The sequence below is a fragment of the Bacteroides sp. OF03-11BH genome, from assembly GCF_003604005.1.
GTDB classification, from domain to species: Bacteria; Bacteroidota; Bacteroidia; order Bacteroidales; family Bacteroidaceae; genus Bacteroides; species Bacteroides ovatus.
This window is the reverse complement of the sequence record NZ_QTMW01000102.1, coordinates 1-3,055: the sequence shown is the minus strand read 5'-3', so window position 1 is coordinate 3,055 and position 3,055 is coordinate 1. Positions and strand designations below refer to the sequence as shown.

Annotated in this window: 3 protein-coding genes; 2 read left to right on the top strand and 1 reads right to left on the bottom strand. The window is 53.7% G+C overall.

What is annotated here, in order from left to right; genetic code table 11:
• Window positions 1-122 precede the first annotated feature (122 nt).
• A complete protein-coding gene (locus DXA54_RS27700) occupies window positions 123-1,580 on the bottom strand; it encodes a DUF3945 domain-containing protein (RefSeq protein WP_070751578.1) in 1,458 nt (485 codons plus the stop codon).
• A 76-nt stretch (window positions 1,581-1,656) separates the two neighbouring features.
• On the opposite strand from DXA54_RS27700, the gene DXA54_RS28355 reads away from it, so the two are divergent.
• Window positions 1,657-1,794 (top strand): hypothetical protein, encoded by a 138-nt coding sequence (locus DXA54_RS28355; protein ID WP_008620100.1) that lies wholly within the window; start codon window positions 1,657-1,659, stop codon window positions 1,792-1,794.
• A gap of 98 nt (window positions 1,795-1,892) precedes the next feature.
• Window positions 1,893-3,011, top strand: coding sequence for a tyrosine-type recombinase/integrase (locus tag DXA54_RS27695; RefSeq protein WP_007565622.1), 1,119 nt, complete (start codon window positions 1,893-1,895; stop codon window positions 3,009-3,011).
• Window positions 3,012-3,055 lie beyond the last annotated feature (44 nt).

The following is a 3,055-nucleotide window of genomic DNA, read 5'->3' as shown; positions in this document are numbered from 1 at the left end:
TACTGCCGTCCGTCGTCCGCCTCCTCCGGGGGGCTGCGTTTACCCGGCCGGAGGTACAAGGCAGCCAGCGCCGCGATCAGGAGCGGCATGGCTCCAGCCTGCATGTAGAACCATTTCATACGTTATACCTTGACACCTTTGGAGTTGCTCTTTTTGCTGCTGCGGTAATTTTTCTTCTGCGCCGGGGTGGCCTCCTGCTGTCCCTGCTTGAGCGGCTCTTTCACACCTTTGACCGCTTCGACGGTCTTGCCCTCGGAATTGACGGCGACCTGGGTACGGCTTTCAACGGCGGGTTTGACCTCCGCGCCCTGCCGTTTCGCACGGTCGGGATTCCAGCGGAAGAAATCCATCTTGTTACGCTCGAAGTTGGGCTTGACCCAGGCGTTGAACGGCTCACCCTGCCCGTCCTTGACCATGCCCTTGATATAGAAAGCCTTGACATCCGCCCGCTTGGATGGATCGTTCACCGCTTCCGTCCACTGGTCATAAGCCTCTTTGGGCACGGAGGCTTTGAGGATTGTCCGGTGAATCGTGAGCGTGGGCTGTCGTTCGGAGGCCGCCGTTTCCTGCCGTCCGTTTTTCTCGGCGGCCTTCTGGCGGTAAATCTCCTTGTTCTCCTGGGCGTAGCGGTTGCGATCCAAACCGTCGTAGGTAAAGGAATAGTTACGTTCGGCCGCGTCGATTTGGATATAGGCATCCCGCTTATAACCCGCGCGGGTGGTATATCCTTCGAGCAACACCTTGCCGCCGCCGTAGAAATCCATCTGCTTGCCTTCCGAGAGGTCGGCCTCCTTGATGCGGGCACGTTTTTCGAGTAGCGAAACGGGCATGGGTTCCAGCGTGTTCGTCCATTTGTCTATCGACACGTAGCAGGGCGTGAGCTTGCCCGGCTCCAGCTCCAGGTCGATCACTTTCCCGGCGTGGCGGGTGTTCATCAGGTTCGTTTTCGCCTCCTCGTCGAGCAGCACCCCGTGGAAGGGGACGTCGAGGTCGGGCCGTTCCTGCCAGTAATGCGGCACGACGCGCAGCGAGCCGTCCGCCTGCTCTTCGAGCGACACGCGCCCTTTGGTGGAAACACGCATCCCGTTCTCCAGTTCGGGGTTCATCTCCACCAGCCCGTTGGATTTATGTCCGTAAGACATGGCTTTCAGGTGCGGCTCGATGTCCTCCATGCGGATACCTTTCTTCTCCATATCCGCCAGGTCTATCTTCGTGACGTCCAGCGGCTCGAACTGCCGCTGCTCCTGCGTCTGAAGCCGTTCGGAGGGGTCGATACGGTAATTTTCCAGGATCTCCGGGTCGAAGTCGATGCGGATAAGTTTGTTCAGGGCATTCTCCGTCATGACGAAGATACCCGTGTGGACGGGGTTCTGGGCCTGTTCCATGAACTTTTTGAAGAAGGCTTCGAGGGCTGAATCCTGCGTGTTCACGTTCAGCAGGCTCGCCACATTCTGATCCGTGGGGTCGGCGGTCTGGATATTGCCGTCCCGATCCACGCCGGTAACGGCTTGCAGTCGTCCGTCGTCGGCATTTTGAACGAGCATGACTTGTTTAGCGTCGTTCTTTACGTTTTCGTCCATAATTACGAGTGTTTTTAGTTAGCACCAATAGCGATGCGGGAACGAAAGTAAGGGGAACCGGCTGAACGTAAAAGAGTTGGAAAGGCTATGGAAGCATCGGGCACAGAAGTGGCCGCTTGTGGCGCAGGGCAGAGGAAATCGGAGAAACGGAGTGCCGGGAAGGACGGATTTGGCAGAGGGTATTTTCGTGGCTCCTCACCTTATTGTCAGGTAGTCGGGATCTATTGTTAAATGTCAATAAAGCGCATGGATAACCCGTGTTTTTTTATAAATTTGCGAAAACGGGTTTCAATATCCGACAAAACGTGAGGCATGGAAATATATACCCCAAAAACCAAGATCAAACTTTCTCCGGTGATAAGAAACGGGAGAGAATTTGTCGAAGTGACTTTCGGTAATGACAATGACATCCGCTTGTCGCTGTCGAAGGAAGAAAACGTACTGCTTGTCGGCGGCAGGGCTTATCTGCCGGCAGAAGATTTCGTGCTTGCCGAGTTCTTCGACCGCTATGTGAAAATGGCGTTTATAGACTATTCTGCCATCAAGGAAACCGCCCCCCGTAAAGAGGAAGACAAACGGCCGCCACTGCCGGAAGGCTATCTGGAAAAACTTCAGCAAGTGCGTTACAGTGACCATACCGTAAGGGTATATACCTCCTATTTCCGCGATTTCCAACAGCATTTCGAGGGGCGTAAGATTGAAACGGTTACCCCCGGCGAGATAAACGACTACCTGCTGTATCTCATCCACGAGAAAAACATATCCTCCTGCCAGCAAAACCAGCGTATCAACGCCATCAAGTTCTATTACGAGAAAGTTCTCGGTCAGGAACGGCGGTGTTACAAGGTGAACCGTGCCAAACGGGAGAAGACGCTGCCCGACGTGTTGAGCAAGGAGGAAATAAAGAAGATACTCGACGCGACGGTGACAGACCTGCGCTTCTTCTGCATGTTCTCCATACTCTATTCCGCAGGATTGCGCATCAGCGAACTGCTGGAACTGAAACCCGGCGACATCAACGAATCCCGCTCCCTGATACGGGTGCGGCAGGGTAAAGGAAAAAAAGACCGCTACACCCTGCTATCAAAACCGTTGATGAAAAAGCTGACGGAATATAACAGACTATACAAACCGAAAGTGTGGCTTTTTGAACACAGACCGGGCGAACCTTTCACCGAGAGCATCGTGTCGAAACGGCTGAAGGCAGCGGCCCGGGAAGCGGGAATCACGAAACGGATTTATCCGCACCTGCTGCGCCATTCGTTCGCCACCCACTTGCTGGAGCAAGGAACCGACATCAAGATTGTGAAAGAGCTTATGGGACATAACAACATCAAGACAACGGAAAGGTATGTCCACATAGCCGACACTTTCAAAAGCAATATCAAAAGCCCGTTGGACGATCTGTTGATGGAGGAAGACGAGGTCTGATACTTAAAGAAAATAACAGCCAAATCGGCTGATAGTATAACGTT

Bases quoted from the DNA above. Each gene is read 5' to 3' on its own strand.
- DXA54_RS27700 (WP_070751578.1), bottom strand. From the start codon at position 1,580: ATGGACGAAAACGTAAAGAACGACGCTAAACAAGTCATGCTCGTTCAA.
- DXA54_RS27695 (WP_007565622.1), top strand. From the start codon at position 1,893: ATGGAAATATATACCCCAAAAACCAAGATCAAACTTTCTCCGGTGATA.